Origin of the sequence: Stieleria tagensis, assembly GCF_024129865.1 — a bacterium.
GTDB classification, from domain to species: domain Bacteria; phylum Planctomycetota; class Planctomycetia; order Pirellulales; family Pirellulaceae; genus Stieleria; species Stieleria tagensis.
The window spans coordinates 24,420-42,530 of record NZ_JAMYFE010000048.1 but is presented as its reverse complement, the minus strand read 5'-3'; the positions used below and the strand labels follow the sequence as shown (position 1 = coordinate 42,530).

Genomic DNA, 18,111 nt, shown 5'->3' with positions numbered 1-18,111 from the left:
ATTCCCGTCTCTTTCGTTGGGAACCGTGACGAATCAAGAACGAAAGTTGATGGCGGCTTTGCTGTAAACCGAAGCTGCTTTTTCTCGCAGGTCTGCGAGTGGTTAACAGGGCGAGAGAATGTTGCCCGAAGGGACTCCATCGCCGGCAATCTGTTCCGGTTTTTCTAAACGGCGCGGCCGAAGTTTGAACGGCAAGGCAAGGTTCACGCTTGCGGCCATTGCGGCTGGGAATTGGTCCGTACGCTCGTCGTTTCAGCGGGGTAAAAAAATGTCGCTACTCCGATTGCCCCCGCATTTGCAAGGTTTTTCATCGCACAATGGCGAACATTGTCCACCCGCTTTTGACACTCTTGGCGTCGTTGACACGGCAGGAACTGGCCCAGCAGGTTCGCTACCTCAAAGCGGAGAACGAGATCCTTCGGTCCAAGTTACCCGGCCGCGTCACATTGAACAATCGTGAGAGAAAAATATTGGTCACGCATGGCAAGAAGCTGGGCGGTAAGATCAAGGACGTGATGACAATCGTTTCATATTCAACGTTTCGGCGATGGGTTCGGAAGATGGAAGACAACATGCCGGCGTCGAAGAAAAAGTCAGCAAAGCGCGGCACCGGCCGTCCGAAGATCGAAGATGATGTGCGCGAAACAATCCTGCAGATTCGGAAAGAGACCGGGTTCGGCTACACAAAAATCCTGCAAGAACTGCGCCGGATGGGCGTCCACGTTTCTCGGCAAACGGTGAAAAACGTGATCGTCGAAGCCGGCCTTGCGCCCACGCCGGGAGACCACCCCGACACTTGGCAGAAGTTTCTCAAACGCCACGCCGATACGTTGTGGCAGTGCGACTTTGCCTGGAAAAAGAAGTGGACGCTGAAAGGTTTGGTCGATGTCTACTTCATGGTCTTCATCCACATCGGCACTCGGCAAATCTGGATCTCGCCTTGTACGGAGACTCCGAACGGTGCCTGGACGACTCAGCAGGGACGCAACTTCCAAATGCATCTACAGGACAACGACTTGAAGTGCGAGTTCCTGATGCGTGATCGTGATTCCAAGTACACCGACTTGTTTGACGAAATTGTCAAGTCGACTGGCGGCAAGATTAAACTGACGCCAATTCGGTCGCCAAATTTGCAGGCTCACGTTGAGCGAGTCATTCAGTCGATCAAACATGAGGTACTTAATGCATTCTGCATCGTGACGAACGAGCACCTCAACAGCATCCTTCGCACCACCCAGAACTGGTACAACAAACGCCGCGGCCATACCGAACGAGATCACCTTCCGCCGCTTCGGCAAGAGGTGACGTTTCCGCTAAGACCGTTCTCGAAGGACCAGGTGATTCGCGAGACACTACTTGGTGATCACTTAATGTCGTATCGCCGCACCGCATGAAGACAGTTCAGTCAAGAGTTTTTCCGCTTGTACTCACCCGGGGAAACGCCAATTTCCCGCTTGAACGCAGCGCCCAAGTATTCGGAATGTTCAAACCCAAGTCGCTCGGCAATTTGGGGAACGGTCAAGTCCGTCTCACGTAGCAGCTCTTTCACCCGATTCATGCGAACCCTTTGAATCTCCTGGTGCGGCGTCCGCCCGACTAATTTCTTGAAGCGATGTTCAAAGACTCGACGCGACAGGTCAATGTTGTCTAAGACATCGATGACGCGAATATTGGCGGATGCCTTCCGCCGAATGTACTGGAGGGCTCTGGCGATCTGCTCGTCTTCTATCGCGACTGTATCAGTCGACTCGCGAAGCTGAATCCCTAGCGGTTGAGTGATCAGCGGTTCTTCAGTTGTGAAAACCTCGCCGGACATCATTCTGTCAAGCAGACTTGCTGCCTCGTATCCAGTGCGTTTGGTATCTGGAATGACGCTCGAGAGCGTCGGGTCAGACAGTTCGCAAATCAAATGGTCGTCGTCGACTCCCAGCACCGCGACTTCTGTCGGAACAGCGAGCTTCAACTGCCGGCAGGCATCTAGAACCTCTTGCGCCTTGAAGTCATAGCATCCCATGATTGCAACCGGGCGCGGAAGCTGGCGAACCCAAACCATGATTCGCCGCTTCTCAGCGACAGCGTCAAAGGCGCGGTCATACCGTGCTACGGATTGATGCTCGAAAACCTTGCATCCAGATGCCTCAGCAAACTGCCGAAAGTGCTGGCATCGTTTCGATGACCATTGAAAACCAGCATCTCCACAATAAGCAAGGTTCCGGAAACCTCGCGCAATGAAATGCTCGACTGCCAATCGTGAAATCGCTTTGTCTTCCGTGTCGGCCCAAGGAACTCCTTTGACGTGCCGGGCCGCACTGAGGTCAACGATTGGAACACCACATCGTTGCAATTGGCAACCGACTGAATCAGTTTCAATCCTGGCGATGATCCCATCCCCGCCCCAGGTTTCTAACCAGGCGGGTGGCGGCGCACCGCGTTCCTGTTCGGTCAAATAGACAGACCAATTTCCATGCTCTTTGGTGTAGGAAATGACCCCTTCGAGTAAGCCTCGGCTATATCCGTTTGAGGTTTCTATCAGCAGGGCGACAGATCGTCGAGTCATTGGCTACAAGAACAACTGGGAGAGTCATTGTGAAATGCCGGCATCAACCTGGAAGGCACCTCCGGAACTGTATCGATTCACGGAGGCATCTAACGCTACAAACCACTACATGTTGATCTCGTAACCCTTACGACTTTCCCGTGAAAGGAACGAGTTGGCTTTGTCGTCGCCGATGATCTCACGCTTGGTCGGATCCCAATTCAGTTCACGCCCCAAGCGAATCACGATGTTTGCCAAGTGGCAAGTTTCGAGCATCCGGTTGTGTGTCCAAACATCGGAGATCGGTTGTTCACGCGAGCGCATGCCTTCGATGAAGTTGGCGGTATGATTCTCGCTGACAGGGCCGCCGTAGACTTTTTCCACTGCGTCCTCAGGCAACGGGTTGGTTTCCAGATCTTCGATTGGCTTGCCCGCCAGCCTTCCGCGATTAACGAAGAATCGACCCTTGGTTCCTTCAAACAAAATGCCGTTGTCACCTTCGCTGGTGATGATCATTGGAATGTCGCCCGGCATGTTAACGTGGATCTCAAACTTGGTTGGCGAATTGTATTGATCGCTGACCGTCGGATAGCCATCCTTGTACTCGACCGGCAACGAGTAGCTGACCGGCGTCACCTTATCCGGGCCGGTTTCGCTCGCGCCTAGTGCCCACGTCGCAATATCCACGTGGTGAGCACCCCAATCATTCATCTGGCCACCGGAGGTTTCGTACCAATTACGCCATGCATAGTGACAATTGGTGTAAAGCGGTACGCCGCCACCATATCCTCGACGCATTTCGGTCCCCGCTCTGTACGGAACCTTGGGGGCTGGGCCGAGCCACATGTCCCAATCGAGACCTTCAGGAGGATCGATGACTGGGATTACGGGCGAACCGGTAGCACCGTTGATTCCACAGGTGACCTTGCGAATCTCCCCGATTCGTCCTTCGCGGATCAGTGCGATGGCTTTGAGGAACCGGTGCTGGTTTTCAGTCCGCTGCATGGTTCCGACTTGGAACACTCGCCCGGTTCGTTTGACGATCTTTTCGATCAACTTGCCTTCGTCGATCGTCAAGGTCAGCGGCTTTTCGCAGTACACGTCTTTGCCAGCGAGCATCGCTTCGACGGAGATCTTGGTGTGCCAGTGATCCGGAGCTGCGATCATCACCGCGTCGATGTCTTTGCGGTCAAGCACTTCGCGGTAGTCCTTGTATCCCTCAGCTTTCTTGCCGGTTTTCTTCTCAAGCTTTTCGTTGATCGCTCCCAGTACATTGGCATCGACGTCGGCAAAGGCCGCGAAGTCCGCGAACTTGGTTGACTTGTCCGTGATCGTCCACCCTTGGTTTCGCAGTCCAATCGTGGCAAAAACGGGACGTTCATTCGGCGAGTCTTGCGCGTGTGAAGCGGAACTGGTGCCTATAAAGACGCCAGCCGCAGTGGCGGCGGTTGCCGTTTGAAGAAAATCACGTCGGTTGAATCTTGTTTGCGGCTTCATTGTGGAACCTCGTTAAGAGAACGGGAAATGTTGAAATCGTTCTTGGGATCTATTTGCCTAGGTCTTTGAAGCGTTCGTAGGACTGGTTCAAAGGATGTGCCTCCGTTCGTCCATGAATCATGTTCGCCGTCCACTCCGACAACCTTCTCCCGAGTCGGCGACAGGCCTCTTGCACTCGTTCCTCCTCAGGGGCGCCCGCGGATATGGCTCCGTAGTGAGCCGAGAATTTGATGCCGGAGTAATCGGTCAAGCCGAAAACGAGAAAACCGTAGTTGATCAGAATGGACAGCAATGCCATGCAGGTCCATTCCTGGCCGCCACCCCAAGCTCCGGCGGAAGAAAAGACGCAGCCGATCTTTCCATCTCGTTTCCCCCAGTTTTCAATGGGTTGCTGGTCCCACCACCGTTTCATTTGCCAACTCACGCAGCCGTAGTTGGTCGGAGAGCCAAGCGCGAGTCCGTCACACCATTCCAAGTCCGTATGATCGGCCTCTTCGATGCTACGCAGTCGGACTTCAGTATCGTCGAGCTGCTGCGCACCTTCAGCCACCAGCTTCGCCATACGCTGAGTGTTTGTGGTATTGGAATGGTAAAGGACCAAAATCTTCGTCATCGAACTTTCAGTTTGTGGGTGATAAGGTCATAAGAATTGACGTCCTATCGACCGACGCTAAACGAGTGATTTTTCTTGATTGAGCGTGGCAGTGATGTTTCTTAACTGGCGGATCAGCGTGTCCGCCTCATCCGGCGTCATGCACCCGTACATTTCATCGCGGATGGCTTGCCCGGCTTTCCAAAGCTTGCGCAGCTTTCGTTTTCCGCTGGCGGTCAGCGCTACGGTTTTGGCGCGGGAATCGGTTGGGTGGCTTGCCCTTTGGATCAGTTCCATCTTTTCCAGTAACACCAGCATCGCTCGGACCGTACTTGGATCAGAGGAGATTCGGTCGGCCAGTTCACGCTGCGTCAATGCTTGGCCCTCGGAGAGTGCCAATAGAAGCACAAATTGGTCAGCGGTCACGCCATGCTGAGCAAACGCTGCTTCCGTGTTGCGGTGAAGCGCCATGTAGGCCGCACGCAACGCTAACGGCAACTCTCGCTCTTGCTGTGTGGATTCCTTCATCTATTCAAGCGACTCCTACGCGAAAGAAAATGTCTGATGGCCACCCTCGCCGATCTATGGGCGTTCGTGATGCACCCATCATGGATCGGTCTCCGAAGGGACACCCGTCGGATTAGGCGCATCATCGGTCGCAGCTGGTGGACCAAGGATTCCTTGGAAGATCGGCCTTAAAGCGGAAGCCCAGACTTCGTAGGCGGGTCGTTCAAGATGCAAACCATCGCTGGAATACCCAGGCAGGAAACGCCCCTCTGCATCGGTTAGTTGAGCGTTGAGGTTGAGAAATCGAATCTGCCGATCCATCGCCAGCGAGTGAAGGCGAGCATTAATCTCCTTGATCGTTGGAGTGAGATCCGTGTTCTGGTCTCGCGGGAAAAGTCCGGTCAACACGATGGCGGCGTCTGGGCAACGCTGCGAGAACTCGTCGATGATCGCTACCACACCATCGACGACGTCATCAATGGTTGCTTGCTTCGCTGCCCCTTCCCAAGGCAAATTGTTGGTTCCCGCTTGCAGCACAACGATCTTCGGGATCAACCCATCCAGCTCCCCGTTTCGCATCCGCCAGAGAATATTGTGCGTGTTATCACCCCCCCAAGCAAAGTTGGCTGCATTCCATCCGTGAAAGCTCTTTTTCCAGTGTTCGAGCAAATGCGGATAGTCCGTTGCGCCCCAGCGACGCGTGATTGAATCGCCCTGGAAGTAGATATCGACCTTTCCCTGTTTGGCCTTTCGCAACAATTGCTCGTGCGCCGCCCGCGACACCCAATCGGTTCGCTCGTGAGGGGCGTGGCCCGTGCCGGTTTGAATTGGCTTGGCTCGGACTGGGGTGGAATCGCGAAGCACGTTGATGACTGCGTCGTAAACCGGTTTTGGTTTCAACTCCCGATCGAACAAGAGCGGATAGTTGGTTCGATCCCATGGAAAGTAGTTCAGCCAACTTTGGCCATCGTGCAAGTTCCAAAACGAAACGCGTGCGATTGTCTCCTGGTATTCATCGAACAAGCGAAACAAAGCGACATATTGATCCGTCACTCGCCGTTCAACATCTCTTGGCAAGCCGTCCTTGTAGGGATCGTACGTCTTCAGTTCGTCACGGTATTTTCCGTCTTCGGACCACCATTTTCCACGAGTGACGACATCGATATCCAACTCGGAGACCACAATTTGAATACCAAGTCCCCGAAGTGCCTCGAACGTTTCCCTCAGTTGCGTAATGGAGTCATCGCCTAGTTCGAAATGGCCCTGCATACCGTAAGCATCCACGGGGACGCCGCGCTCCTTTAGTTCCGTAAGCAACCGAATCAGCTTCTTGCGTTTGCCCGGAAAGTGGCAGTTGTAATCGTTGTAGATGAGCAGAGCATCGGGATCGTGTTTGCGCGCGGTGCGAAATGCCATTTCGATGAAGTCGATTCCCGCGGTGGTGCTGTACACCGATTCGCGTAGGTAGCCTTCGTCTCCGTCCGCCAGTGCTTCATTGACGACATCCCACATCGTTGCCGTCTCTTGATAGCGACCGACAACCGTTGCAACATGATCTTCAATCCTTGCGAGTAATTCGTCTCGCGATACAGCGTTCCCATCTTTGCCGTTCTTCATCCACTCGTCGGTTCGATCATCCTTGGCCCAAACCAAGCAATGACCGACAACTTCCAGATTGTTCTGCTTAGCGAACGCGACGAAGCGATCCGGTGCGGCGAAGTTCCAGCGATCTTCCTCAGGATGAATGCCCTGCGGCTTCATGCAATTCTCAGGTGTAAGAATCTGAAACTGTTCACGAATCAAGTCGCTGCATTTCGGGTCGGAGAGAATCTGTTCACTCACCCCAACGCCAATCTTGAAGCGATTTCCGACCACTTCTTTCAATGCGGCCGTGTCAGTTGGTCCGCTGCTCTCTTGAGCGACTGAAGCACCCGCAACGACCAAGAAGGGTGTGAACGATAGAAGAACAAGCAAGGATCTGAATTGCATGGCGTGCCTGTATTGATAATTGCGCTGCTTGCGTCTTCCCTACACGCGAGCCGGATCGTCTGACGAGATCACCGAGATGAGGCCGTGAAATAACTCCACTTTGGCAAGAGTGTACACAGCAAACATACGAGGACGTAGTCCCAACTTTTGAAACCATTTCACGTGCATCGAGGGGGCAGCTGCTTGCAATGGCGGTCCACATCGTTGCTGTCCGCGCTGCCTGGCAAATGGACGCTGGCCCAAATGACGCAGCGTCGCCAATTCCAGCGAATGGCGCACAGCTACCGTGCAATGCAAATCTAACGCTCACTAGGAGATGGCGCGTCGTTCCGTTGAGTTCGCCCAATGGAATCGAAATATCCCCGAAAATAATGGATTGGCTCACCAATTTGCAGAACTTTCAGACCGGGCTGGGGTTTGTGCGTGTACGCACGGTTATCTGCCGAGCGGATCTGCTGCGAACCTGTGAAATAGCTCCGTGCAGGTGCGCAATTCCTCATTTCCATTGAGCTCAATGTGGCTATAACGCACAGTACCGCCACTCCATCATTCGCGATATCTCGTCCCACTATTGATCCTGGCGGCGGCATGTTGTCCACCGAGAATCCAGCTCTATCTGCTTAGATGAACATCGAGCGGTGGAGTTTGCACCGTCAACGAAATAGGCCTACCAGAAACAAGATGACTGCTTTATCAAAACACGTTGCGACTGCAAATCTGCTCGTCCTTATCTTTCTCGCCTGCGGCTTCGCATCGGCTCAGGAATCTCAAATCTCGGTATTGATGCTTGGCGACAGAGGATTCCATAGGCCATCCGAATTCTATCGGTATTTGGCAGGGCCGCTCCGAGAGCAGGGGATCGAACTTACTTACACGGAGAAGCTGAGCGACCTCAACGAAGATCGTCTCGCCAAATATGAAGGGCTGATGGTCTTCGCAAACATTGAACAAATCACACCGGAGGCCGAGTCGGCTCTGCTGAACTATGTTCACAATGGTGGAGGCCTGATTCCCGTTCACTGCGCGTCGTTCTGTTTTCTCAATTCTGATAAGTACATCGAATTAGTTGGCGGTCAGTTTCGAAGTCACGGGTTCACTCGCTTTGAAACCGAGATCGTGGCTTCCGATCATGAGATCATGCGGGGGCTGGACCCGGTTCGGTCGATGGACGAAAGCTACCGCCACAGCAAGCTCAACCCGGACATGACAGTACTTGAGACACGGAGCGACGAATCCGGCCCCGTGAGCAATCCCGATGGTGAACCCTACACATGGATCCGGACGAGCGGACAAGGTCGCGTTTTCTATACCGCGTGGGGACACGATCATCGGACGTGGTCCAACAATGATTTTCAAAAGCTGCTCGCACGCGGTGTTTTGTGGGCCTGTGGTCAGACGCTCACCGCAGCTTCGGCCGACAGCGGCAGGCCTGCAGATCCCAAAGCGGAAGCGGTCATCGCTGCGAATCGTCCCTTTTCTGCGCCGGAGATGAATCCGCCTTCGGTCGACGATGAAGAATTTGCAACGACAGACGTGGGGGCGAAGATCCCCAACTACACGCCGGGTGCTCAGTGGGGAACGCAGGCCGAACCGTTCTCGAAGATGCAAGACCCTCTGCCAGCGGAAAAGTCCATCAAAGCGTTCGCGACTCCGGAAGGAACGCAACTCGCGATCTGGGCCAAGGAGTCGACCGACAACTGGCCCGGCTCTCCCCAGCAAAACGACAAGACCGCGGGGCTAAAGGGTAAGCCGATCGCAATGAACTGGGACGAGGACGGGCGTTTGTGGGTTTGCGAAACTGTGGACTACCCCAATGAACTTAAGGAAAAATCAGCCGTCGGCCGCGACCGCATCAAGATTTGCGAAGATACCGACAACAATGGCCAGGCCGACAAGTTCACGGTCTTTGCAGAAAATCTAAGCATTCCATCGACACTGGTTTGCTACCGGGGTGGCGTGATCGTCCAGGACGGCGAAGAGACGATCTATTTGAAGGACATCGATGGCGACGACAAGGCCGATTTTCGACAGTCGCTGATTACCGGCTGGGCGCTGGGCGACACGCACGGCGGCGTCAGCAATTTTCAGTATGGCCCCGACAATTGGATCTGGGGCATGCAGGGCTACAACAATTCCCAGCCTGTAATCAACGGCGAACCGCAAATGCGTTTCCGCCAAGGGTTTTGGCGATTCAAGGTCAAGGCGGGTGCCTCGGATGAGACAGCGCCAGCCTATGCGATCGACGCGGAAACGGGCAAAGTCGCAGACAGCCAATCAAGCGACTTCGATCAGCACACAATCCGTGTCGATGCATTGGAGTTCATGAGAGGCACGAACAACAACACCTGGGGGCTGGGTTTCAGCGAGGAAGGCTATGTCTTTGGTTCAACTGCCAACGGTTGCCCGAGCGTTCACATGCCGATTCCCAATCGGTATTACGATCAAGTCGCCGGCTGGTCGCCCGAGACTCTTCAAAATATTGCCCAGTCGCATCAGTTCGATCCGATCGATGATCGCATCCGTCAGGTGGACTGGCACGGCGGATTTACAGCCGGTTGCGGCTCAGCAATCTACACCGCTCGCAACTATCCACCGACTTGGTGGAACCGAATTCAAATGGTCTGCGGTCCGACGGGGCACCTCGTTGGTTCTTTCGTGCTGGAGAAGGACGGTGCAAGCTATCGAAGTCGAAACGCGTTCAACACGGTTGCCAGCATCGATGACTGGTCAGCTCCGATCATGTCGGAGGTCGGTCCCGACGGCAACGTATGGGTCTTGGACTGGTACAACTACATTGTTCAGCACAACCCGACGCCCAACGGTTTCCAAACCGGCAAAGGGGCTGCTTATGAAAGTGATCTGCGAGACAAACGTTTTGCCCGAGTCTATCGATTGGTGACCGACGAGGCAGGCAGCGGCTCTGCGACGCGAACGTTACAACTCGCTGATGCAGAGAACGCCGAGTTGGTTACGGCACTCAGTAATGACAATTTCTTTTGGCGTCGAACGGCACAACGTCTTTTGGTGGAACGTGGGGCGGCTGACGATGCGACGCTCAGTGCTCTCGTTTCATTGGTCGACAATGATCAAGTCGACGAGATCGGATTAAACCCAGCCGCAATGCATGCGATTTGGACGCTTGCAGGCATGTCGGAAACGGGTAACGAATCAGCAGTCGCTGCACTTGCAAAGGCGTGTGCCGCCGGTTTCGGTCATGTATCCAGCCCCGTGCGCAACGCGGCAATCACGAGTTGCGGTAGCGAGCAAGTCGCCAAGGCGATTGAAGCGGGTCTGCAAAACGATGTCGACCCCAAGGTGCGGTTGACCTTGTTGCTGCGCGTTGCAGAAGGAAAAGCGAACGCTGCGATCAGCGGCGACGAGCTTACTGGCTTGATACCTTCGATCGAAGACGATCGCGTTTTATTGGACGCATGGACTTCCGCTGCTTCGACCGATCCTGCTGCGACGATCGTGGCGCTCGGCAAAATGAGTCCGTCCGCGGCGAATTCGCTCAATCAACGGATTGCCGTTCTGGCGGAGCACCTCGCGCGGAGCAATCCCACAGCTGAGCAAATCAGCGAGCTGCTTGAAATCTCGCCCGATTCGCCAGTCGCCGTCACGGTCTGGGAAGGCTTAGCAAAGGGTTGGCCGCGAGATCTGGTTCTTAATCTTCCCGAGTCATCACAGAAAATTGTTCGTGACCGCTTCTTAGCCAACGACACTTCGGTCGAAAGCAAAGCCGCGATCCTGGCGGTAGCCGACAAGTGGTCGATCACGAACCTAAACGAGATTGTCAGTGAAATACAGGACGAACTGCTGACAACCGCTTTGGACGCGGATGCCGATTCCGAGAAACGTCTGAGTGCTTGGGATCAAGCGATTCGCCTTGCACCAATGAGTCCAAAGATTCTCGACGCGGTCGAAGCGTTCTTTACACCGCAACTGGCTCCAGAAACTGGGATCGCGGCACTGAACTCACTGCAGGCCGCGCGCGTGAATGGTCTTTCCGAAACGTTGTTGGACATGAAAACCTCGCTGGGGCCAAAACTCGGTAGCCAAGTTCTGACGTTGCTTTTATCCCGAGCCGACGGCACTGAAGATTTGCTGGACGCCATTGCCGATGGACAAGTGCAATTCAATGATCTTCAGCTCGATCAACGCCAAGCCTTACTGAACCACCCCACCTCATCGATAGCATCGCGAGCGAAGGAGTTGATGGAAACGCGAGGTGCGATGGTAACATCTAATCGCCAAGCATTGGTCGATCAATGGTTACCGGTCGCTGCCGTGGATGGCGATGTGACGAACGGCCTGGCTATGTTCAAGAAACATTGCTCGGCTTGCCACATCCATGGCGAAATCGGACAAGAAATCGGTCCTAACTTGACGGGCATGGCGGTTCATCCCAAAGAAGAAATCTTGATGAACGTCCTCGATCCATCGCGAAGCGTCGAAAGCAACTTCCGCACGTACCAGATTTTGACCGTCGACGGAAATGTGCTCTCCGGAATGCTAGCCGGCGAGTCGGCAAACTCGCTACGCATCATCGACACGCAAGGCAAAGAAAAGCTGGTCCTTCGCGAAGACATCGAGCAATTGACTTCGTCGCACAAGTCATTGATGCCAGAGGGTTTTGAAAGCTCGATCAGTAAAACTGAAATGGCGGATCTGCTTTCGTTTCTCGCCAAACGTGGCAAGTACGCGCCGCTGAACATCTCTAGCTCTGCGACCATCAACAGCAAAAAAGGCCTCCCCGGATTCCGCGGACGACCTGGAGACGAGTTTGTACTCGATTCCTACGGGCGTGTGGAGGTCGAAGGCGTTCCGTTCGAATTGGTCGATCCCCAGGGAGATCGGATCGCCAACATCATCGGTTTGCAACGTCAATCATCGCGATTCCCAAGCACGTTGCCAGAATCGGCTAGCCTCGACTGCGCTGGAAACGTGAAAACGATTCACATGTTGGGGGGCGTCGCCTGGGCTGCCTACCCGCGTTTCAAGGACGAAACGACCAGCATGATCGTCCGTCGTCATTACGCTGACGGAAGCACAAGTGATTTTGAACTGGTAAACGGCAAGCACATCGTGACTTACCAAGCGGGCGAGGATGTGCCGGAATCGAAGAAGGCGATTGAAGCCGGCGGCAAGCAAATCCGCTACTTGAAGATTCCTGCCGAAGCTGACAAAGCACTTACGAAAATCGAATTCTTGAAAGGAGGTGACTTTTCGCTTCCGCTCGTGTTTGCGGTGACCGTCGAGTTTGCAGGTGAAGGTCACTAGACCCGACGGTGATTCGTTGACGTTCCTTCTCATCTTCTTCCGTATCGAGACCCTCTCATGAGAAAATTAGTTGTTCTAGTCCTGCTCGGCATGCTACAGCTTGCCAGTGCCGTTGCCCAAGCACAGGAGCAAAACCCGGAACGTCCTCGCCAGGGTCGTCGCGGAGGCGGATTCGGCGGCCCGATCGAACTTGGTCCCGACGACAAGCAAACTTATCCCGATCCTGCAGATAGCATCGTTGCAAAGCGGGAAGACATTCCGCACGGCAAGTTGGAGATGATCGACTATGAGTCGAAGACGGTCGGCACGAATCGCAAGATGAACGTCTACACGCCCCCGGGGTACTCGAGCGAGAAGAAGTTCCCTGTCTTGTATTTGTTGCACGGCATTGGCGGCGACGAAACCGAGTGGCAGCGTTTTGCGACACCTGATGTGTTGTTTGACAACCTGATCGCGGATGGCAAAGCGGTTCCGATGATTGTGGTGATGCCGAACGGCCGCGCGCAGAAGAATGATCGCGCCGAAGGCAATGTGATGGCGAGTGCTCCAGCATTTGCCGTTTTTGAGAAAGACTTGCTCGATGACGTCATTCCCACCATCGAGTCGCGTTATTCCGTTCAGGCCGATCGAGAACATCGAGCCCTGGCCGGCTTGTCGATGGGCGGTGGCCAGTCGCTGAATTTCGGACTGACCAACCTGGACACGTTTGCCTGGGTCGGTGGATTCTCGTCCGCGCCCAATACCAAGGCCCCAGAGGAATTGGTCCCCGATCCAGAAAAGGCGAAGGAACAACTCGAGCTACTCTACTTGTCATGTGGAAACCAAGACGGATTGATCCGAATCAGTCAACGTCTGCAGCGCTATTTGAATGAGAACGACATTCCACACATCTGGAACGTCGACTCGCACGGACACGATCCGACCCACTGGCGAAACAATCTTTATTATTTTGCTCAATTAGTATTTCAGAAGTCATCGAAGGACTCAGAGCTGCAGGAAGACACGACGACCAATTCGAATGAACAGCCTTCTGCGAATGAAAATGAGAACGCGGCTGCTGGAAGTAATGTTCCTGAAGGCATCAAAGACGATTTCAAGCCGGCGCCTACCAACCAAGCTGGAAGAGACTACCCGCAGGTCAATTCCCAAGGTCGGATCAAGTTTCGCGTCGTCGCGCCGGAAGCGAATAGCGTGGCAACGACATTTCGCGACAGCACCGAGTTCGTAAAAGGTGAAGATGGGGCATGGGTCGGCTACTCACGACCTCTTGACGAAGGCTTCCACTACTATGAATTGATCATCGATGGTGCCCACGTTCCGGATCCCAACAGCAAATACTATTTCGGAGCAATGCGTTGGGGGAGCGGAATTGAGATTCCTGCCCACGATCGTGATTTCTACGCACTGAAAAACATTCCCCACGGCCAAGTTCGCGAGATCTACTTTCATTCAGATAGCACGGATTCCGAGCGGCGAGCTTTCGTTTATACACCACCGGGCTACGACAGCAATCAAGAGGAACGCTACCCAGTGCTGTACTTGCAGCACGGCTGGGGTGAAAACGAATATGGCTGGAGCGTCCAGGGCCACGCCGGTCTGATCATGGACAATTTGATCGCGGAAGGTAAGACGAAGCCATTCATCATCGTCATGACCTATGGCATGACCAACGAAGTTCGAATGGGCGGGCTTCGGAACTTTGACATCAAGGACTTTGAAACGGTCCTCGTTGATGAACTCGTTCCACATATCGACCAGAACTTCCGCACATTGACCGATCAAACGAATCGTGCCATGGCTGGACTGTCGATGGGTAGCATGGAAACGAAGTCAATCACGCTTCGCAACCTTGACAAGTTTTCTCACATCGGCCTCTTCAGTGGAGCCACGATTGGAAAAGAGGATGTCGAGAACACACAAGGGTTCACAGACAAAGTCGAACTCGTGTTCGTTAGCTACGGAAGCAAGGAGGTCGAAGGCGGCCGAACTCGTCGAGGAGGAAACCCGGCCGACTCCGTTAAGCAATTGAAAGAGATGGGAATCGATGCCCACTACTACCTGTCTCCTGAAACTGCCCACGAATGGCAGACTTGGCGACGTAGCTTGAAGGAATTCGCCCCTCTGTTGTTTCAACCTGAAGACAGCCTGTTAGGCAGCTGGAAGGTTGACTTTGATACTCAAATTGGCGTCCAAAGTTATGCAATGACCTTTGGCAAGGAAAGCGGCGAACTCTCCGCAACGGCGAGAGCTGAAGTCAATGGTCGATCACGCGATGTTACCTTTGAGCAGGTCAAACGGACCGGCGATACCATCTCGTTCGTCGAAAACCTGAATTTTGGTGGAAACGAAATTCGTATTGAATACGAGGGGAAGATAGACGGCGACACGATCCTGTTTTCGCGAAAGGTAGGCGACTTCGCAACGGAAAAGGCAACAGCGAAGAAGTCGAAATCGGTTGACGACCTGGTGTCCAAGAACGCGAAGGAAGCGATGCAACGTGGGGCGGATGCTCAGCGACAACAGGCAGTCGCAATGACCGACTCGGTCGACCCAAACTTCCATGTTTATCTCTGCTTCGGCCAATCCAACATGGATAGCGGCGGGCGGATGAATGACGCTGACCGTGACGTACCCGAGCGTCTGCTGGTGATGGCCGACTTTGACAATGAACAAAGGGGCTGGCAGAAAGGAAGCTGGTACCACGCCGTCCCACCGCTGGCCGCGCGAGGGCGAGGCATTTGCATGGTCGATTCCTTCGGGAAAACGATGGTTCGTTCGCTTGCAGACGACGTCCGCGTCGGAATCATCAAGGTTTGTGTGCCCGGATGCAAAATCGAACTGTATCAGAAGCAGTCGTTTCAGTCTTATATCGACGGCGAGAGAGACTGGTTGAAAAACATCGTCAAAGCCTACGAGGGAAATCCTTATCAGTACCTTGTCGACATGGCTACGAAGGCGAAGAAGCATGGCGTCATCAAAGGGATTCTTCTCCATCAGGGCGAATCCAATACCGGGGACAAAGAGTGGCCCGAGAAAGTCAAGTCCGTCTATGACGACTTGATGAAGGACCTCGATTTAGATCCAAACGAGGTGCCACTGTTGGCCGGAGAGATGGTGCACGCTGATCAGGGAGGCCGATGTGCAAGTCACAACGCGATCATTGCGACGTTACCGGATGCAATCTCAGGTGCTCGGGTGATATCGTCAGCAGGTTTGCCGACCGACGACAAACTCCATTTTAACCCGGAAGGCTCTCGCGAGTTTGGTAAGAGATATGCTGCTGCAATGCTCTCACAGGTCCAAGAAAATACTTCGCCAAAGCAGAGTTCCGAAAATTTGACAGGCACGTGGCATTGCCAATTCGATTCACCCTTCGGATTGCAGACTTACCACCTCCATATTGCGATCAATGACGCCGGCGATGCAACAGCGCACGCGGAAGTAGATGCTCGCGACGAAGAGCGGAAAGTCGAGTTCGTGGATGTTAGAGTCGACAACGATTCAATCAGCTTTGCTGAGACTCGTCAGTTCGGCGACCGAGAGTTTCGCATCGAGTTCAGCGGCGAACGCAAAGGAAAGGATCTCGCGATAACGAGGTCGTTTGGAGAACGGGGCGACCAAGAGTCGCTTGCCACGCGTGAACTTCCCAAGCCACCACCAAAGGAAGATCCTACTCCGGTGGTCGAAGTCAAACTCGATCGCCTAATAAAAGACGCATTCAAAGACGCATTCCTGGTCGGCATGGCCGGTGACCTTCCTTCGCGTTATTCAGAGGAGGAGTTGAAACTAGCCGGCGAGCATTTTGCCGCGATCACTCCCGAAAACTGCATGAAGCCCGAGCGAGTTCACCCAGCCGAAGATCGTTGGGATTTTGAGCGGACCGATGCTTTGGTGCAGTGGGCCGAAAAGAACGACATGACCATCCACGGCCACACCTTGGTTTGGCATGCGCAGACGCCCAATTGGTTCTTCGAGGGGCGTGATCCCGAGACGGTCAAGCGGCGAATGAAACAACATATTGAAACGCTTGCGGGACGGTACAAAGGGAAGTTGCAGAGCTGGGATGTGGTCAATGAAGCCATCAACGATGGTGGGAACTCTGAAACCGCGAAGACGGAAAATCTACGCAACTCGACTTGGTTGCAAACCCTTGGTCCAGAGTTTCTCACGCTGGCATTCAAGTTCGCGCGTGATGCCGATCCCGATGCTGTTCTTTTTTACAACGACTACAATATCGAGTCGGGACCCAAGCATGCCAGTTCGGTGGTGCTTCTCAAACGCCTGCTCGCCGATGGCGCTCCCATCGACGCAGTTGGCATTCAAGGCCATTGGCGAAGCGGGCGGGTTCCTTTCGAAGACATCGAAAAGGCGATCACCGACTATGCATCGCTTGGACTGAAAGTCAGTGTCACGGAACTCGACGTTACAATCCGTGGTGAATCCGGCGGGCAATTCGGAAGACGACGGTTTCGCAACAGTGCTCCTCCTACCGTCGACGACTTGAACGCTCAGGCCGACGACTACGCAAGGCTGTTCGCTATCTTCAAGAAGCATGAAGACGTCATCGAACGCGTTACATTTTGGGGCCTGAACGATCGACGAACCTGGAGGTGGGGGCAACATCCTCTTCTTTTTGACGGCAACAACAACGTCAAGCCAGCGTATGCCAGTATTGTGGCGGTGGCAGATAGCGATGACGATGCTGCCAAGAGAGCCCCCGAACCGCCAAAGAACGAAAAAATTGAAGACGGTGGTCAGGGTGATTATTCAGCGATCGTAACGGAAGCACCAACCCTTTCGGGAATGACGATTTATCGCCCGGAGGATTTGTCTGCTTTTGCAGGCGAAAAGAAGCTGCCGGTACTTCTATGGGGAAATGGAGCGTGTGCGAACACGACGGAGGAACACAAGAACTTTCTCAACGAGATTGCATCGCACGGATTCATTATTCTCGGCATTGGACCGCTGGATCAGTTGCAACAGCGAAACGAGACATCTCGTCAGCGGACGAATTCTTCTCAATTGATTGCTGCCTTGGACTGGATCATCGCACAGGACACCGATGAAAACAGCATCTACTGCGGAAAGATTGATGCGACCAAAGTCGCCGCGATGGGAATGTCGTGCGGTGGATTGCAGGCCATCGAAATCTCGGACGATCCCCGAGTCACAACGACGGTTGTTTGCAACAGTGGCGTATTACCCTCTCGCTCACCGATGGCAGCGATGCCGAACCTGACTAAGGAAGACCTCAAGAAGTTTCACGGTCCCGTCCTGTACATTATGGGCGGCCCTTCCGACATCGCCTACAACAACGCGATGGACGATTTCTCCCGAGTCGACCATGTGCCCATCGTGATGACCAACTTAGACGTCGGGCACGGAGGAACCTACCGTCGGCCGCACGGCGGCGAATACTCCTCCGTTGCCCTCGCTTGGCTCAACTGGCAGCTCAAAGATGATAAGGCTTCCGCGAAGATGTTCGTTGGCGACGATAGTCAATTGAAACGAGATCCGGATTGGACGATCGACACGAAGAACTTGGAACAGTAGCACGCATCAATCTGAATGATCATGCAGCGTCATGAGCAGGAATCTTGGCCTGCTTCATTACTATTCAGGCGGCAAGCCGCAGCTGCAGAATCTGCTAGACCGATCGACTTATCGGATACTCCACAATCTGATTGGGCGGTCCTAGATCCGACTTTGG

The 18,111-nt window shown here is 54.0% G+C and carries 8 protein-coding genes; 3 read left to right on the top strand and 5 right to left on the bottom strand.

Going from position 1 to position 18,111, the window contains the following annotated elements:
* The first annotated feature begins 317 nt into the window (after window positions 1-317).
* The gene (locus NHH03_RS11775; RefSeq protein WP_253156251.1) at window positions 318-1,394 is read left to right on the top strand and encodes an integrase core domain-containing protein; all 1,077 of its coding nucleotides are present in this window, start codon (window positions 318-320) and stop codon (window positions 1,392-1,394) included.
* Window positions 1,395-1,405: 11 nt separating this feature from the next.
* Here the strand turns inward: NHH03_RS11775 and NHH03_RS11770 are convergent, their stop codons facing one another.
* The 5 genes from NHH03_RS11770 to NHH03_RS11750 form a co-directional block, all read right to left on the bottom strand.
* A complete protein-coding gene (locus tag NHH03_RS11770; RefSeq protein ID WP_145215268.1) occupies window positions 1,406-2,557 on the bottom strand; it encodes a XylR family transcriptional regulator in 1,152 nt (383 codons plus the stop codon).
* Between the two features lie 105 nt (window positions 2,558-2,662).
* Entirely contained in the window at window positions 2,663-4,033 is a 1,371-nt protein-coding gene (locus NHH03_RS11765) for a Gfo/Idh/MocA family protein (protein ID WP_253156249.1), read from the bottom strand.
* 49 nt (window positions 4,034-4,082) lie between these two features.
* Window positions 4,083-4,646, bottom strand: a complete 564-nt coding sequence (locus NHH03_RS11760; RefSeq protein ID WP_253156247.1) for a flavodoxin family protein — start codon at window positions 4,644-4,646, stop codon at window positions 4,083-4,085.
* 57 nt (window positions 4,647-4,703) lie between these two features.
* Window positions 4,704-5,153, bottom strand: a complete 450-nt coding sequence (locus tag NHH03_RS11755) for a MarR family winged helix-turn-helix transcriptional regulator (RefSeq protein ID WP_253156245.1) — start codon at window positions 5,151-5,153, stop codon at window positions 4,704-4,706.
* A 78-nt stretch (window positions 5,154-5,231) separates the two neighbouring features.
* Complete coding sequence (locus tag NHH03_RS11750) at window positions 5,232-7,106, bottom strand: endo-1,4-beta-xylanase (RefSeq protein ID WP_253156243.1); 1,875 nt, start codon at window positions 7,104-7,106, stop codon at window positions 5,232-5,234.
* Between the two features lie 696 nt (window positions 7,107-7,802).
* Between NHH03_RS11750 and NHH03_RS11745 the strand changes: the two genes are divergently transcribed.
* Both NHH03_RS11745 and NHH03_RS11740 read left to right on the top strand, forming a co-directional pair.
* Window positions 7,803-12,401, top strand: a complete 4,599-nt coding sequence (locus tag NHH03_RS11745) for a PVC-type heme-binding CxxCH protein (RefSeq protein WP_253156241.1) — start codon at window positions 7,803-7,805, stop codon at window positions 12,399-12,401.
* Window positions 12,402-12,491: 90 nt separating this feature from the next.
* Window positions 12,492-17,954: an endo-1,4-beta-xylanase gene (locus NHH03_RS11740; protein WP_390895560.1), complete on the top strand. Its 5,463-nt coding sequence runs from the start codon at window positions 12,492-12,494 to the stop codon at window positions 17,952-17,954.
* The last annotated feature ends 157 nt before the right edge of the window (window positions 17,955-18,111 follow it).